Below are 2,219 nucleotides of genomic sequence, written 5' to 3'. Positions count from 1 at the left end.
TTGCCGATCCGTCCCATGCCGATGATGCCAAGTGTCTTGCCGGTTAGCTGGCGGCCCAGCATGTGCGTCGGGCACCAGCCCTTCCATCCGCCGGTCCTTAGCTGCCGCTCGCCCTCGCCGGCCCGGCGCGCGGCCATCAGCATCAGGGTCAGCGCGATGTCGGCCGTGCAGTCGGTCAGCACACCCGGCGTATTGGTGACTGTGGTGCCTGCCGCCTTGGCGACGGCGATGTCGATATGATTAAAGCCGACGCCGAAATTGCCTAGGATTTTGGTGCGAAGAGGTGGCTTTTCGAAGATCGAAGCTGGCAGCCGGTCGCTCACCGTCGGCAGGACAGCGTCGAAGTCCTTCATCGCCGCGGCAAACTCCCGTTCGGTGAGAGGACGGTCGGTTTCGTTCAGTGTGGTGTCGAAGCGTGCGGCAAGCACGCGCTCCACTTTCTCCGGCCAGCGCCGGGTCACGAGGACGCGGGGCTTAGCCATTCAGGCAGCCTTGCTCATGACAGACAACACGTCGGCAACGGTCTCACCGAAGGACGACGGCGTCGGCACGATCGTGACGCCCGCCTCCTTGAGGATCTCCACTTTTTCCTGCGCCGATTCTCCAAAGGCGGAGATGATCGCGCCGGCATGGCCCATGCGCCGACCCTTCGGCGCCGAAAGGCCCGCGATATAGGCGATCAGCGGCTTCTTCATGTTGTCGCGCGCCCAAAGCGCGGCCTCCACTTCCTGCGGGCCGCCGATCTCGCCGATCATCAGCACCGCATCGGTGTTCGGATCCTTCTCGAAAAGCTCCAGCATGTCCTTGAAGGACGAACCGTTGACTGGATCGCCGCCGATACCGATCGACGTCGACACGCCAATGCCGAGGGCTTTCATCTGGCTCGCCGCCTCGTAGCCGAGCGTGCCCGAGCGGCCGACGATGCCAATGCGGCCGGGCAGGTAGATCGAACCCGGCATGATGCCCATCAGTGCCTCGCCCGGCGTGATCATGCCCGCGCAGTTCGGCCCGATCAGGGTCATGCGATCCTCGAAGCGGTAGCGCCGCATGTATCGCTTGACCCTGATCATGTCCTGGGAGGGAATGCCGTCAGTGATGCAAACGCAGAGCCGGATGCCGGCATCCGCTGCTTCCATGATGGAATCGGCCGCGAAGGGCGGTGGTACGAAGACGATCGAGGCATCGGCCTCCGTCTCCTGCACAGCGCCCTTCACCGTGTTGAAGACAGGCATGCCGAGATGGGTTTGGCCGCCCTTGCCCGGGGTGACGCCGCCGACCACGTTCGTCCCGTAGCGCTCCATGTCCTCGGCATGGAAACTGCCGATCTTGCCGGTGAAGCCCTGCACAATGACGCGGGTGCTCTTGTCGAGTAAAATGGACATCGTAGGGGCCCTCAAGCAGCCTTGTTGGCGGTGAAAGAACGCCATGCGCCGACCGCCTTGTCGGCAGCCTCGGCAAGCGTTTCCGCGATGATGATGTTCTCCCCGGATTCGGCGAGGATGCGTCGGCCTTCTTCCATGTTCGTGCCGGAGAGGCGTACGACGAGCGGAACCGGCACGCCGACTTCCCTGAGCGCCTTGATGACGCCCTCGGCCACCCAGTCGCAGCGGTTGATGCCGGCGAAGATGTTGACGAGGATCGTCTCGACTTGTCTATCGCGCAACACGGCACGGAAGGATTTTGCCACGCGTTCGGGCGAGGCGCCGCCGCCGATGTCGAGGAAATTTGCTGGCTCGCCGCCGGCGATCTTGATCATGTCCATGGTCGCCATGGCGAGACCGGCGCCGTTGATGATGCAGCCGATATTGCCGTCGAGTCCGACATATGACAGGCCGCGGTCTGAGGCGAAGGTTTCGCGCTGATCTTCCTGGCTCTTGTCGCGCATCTCGGAAATATGCGGCCGGCGGAAGAGAGCGTTCTCGTCGAAGCTCATCTTGGCGTCGAGCGCCACGAGGTCGCCGCGGCGCGTCACCACCAGCGGATTGATCTCAAGCATCGAGGCATCATAGTCGACGAAGGCGCGGTAGCAGCCGAGCAGTGTCTGCGTGGCGCGGCCGATCAGCGCATTGTCGATGCCGAGGCCAAAGGCGATCTCTCGGGCCTGGAAATCCTGCATGCCGACGCCGGGATCGACGGTCGCGCGGATAATCGAGTCGGGTTCGGCCTCGGCGATCTCCTCGATCTCCATGCCGCCCGATGACGAGGCGACGATCATGATG

3 protein-coding genes are annotated in these 2,219 nt (G+C 63.6%); all 3 read right to left on the bottom strand.

Annotation, left to right across the window (positions count from 1 at the left end):
• Positions 1-482 (bottom strand): NAD(P)-dependent oxidoreductase (locus tag EOA85_RS33290; RefSeq protein WP_281033823.1); only part of this gene is annotated, 482 nt, incomplete at its 3' end.
• The gene (gene sucD / locus EOA85_RS33285) at positions 483-1,382 is read right to left on the bottom strand and encodes a succinate--CoA ligase subunit alpha (protein WP_127212541.1); all 900 of its coding nucleotides are present in this window, start codon (positions 1,380-1,382) and stop codon (positions 483-485) included. It abuts the gene before it with no gap.
• An 11-nt stretch (positions 1,383-1,393) separates the two neighbouring features.
• Positions 1,394-2,219: ADP-forming succinate--CoA ligase subunit beta (gene sucC, locus EOA85_RS33280; RefSeq protein WP_127212540.1), on the bottom strand; the 826-nt coding region annotated here is incomplete at its 5' end.

Source organism: Mesorhizobium sp. M5C.F.Ca.IN.020.29.1.1, from assembly GCF_003997375.1.
Classification (GTDB): Bacteria; Pseudomonadota; Alphaproteobacteria; order Rhizobiales; family Rhizobiaceae; genus Mesorhizobium; species Mesorhizobium wenxiniae.
The sequence above is the reverse complement of the archived record's forward strand: the minus strand, read 5'-3'. Positions and strand labels throughout refer to the sequence as shown.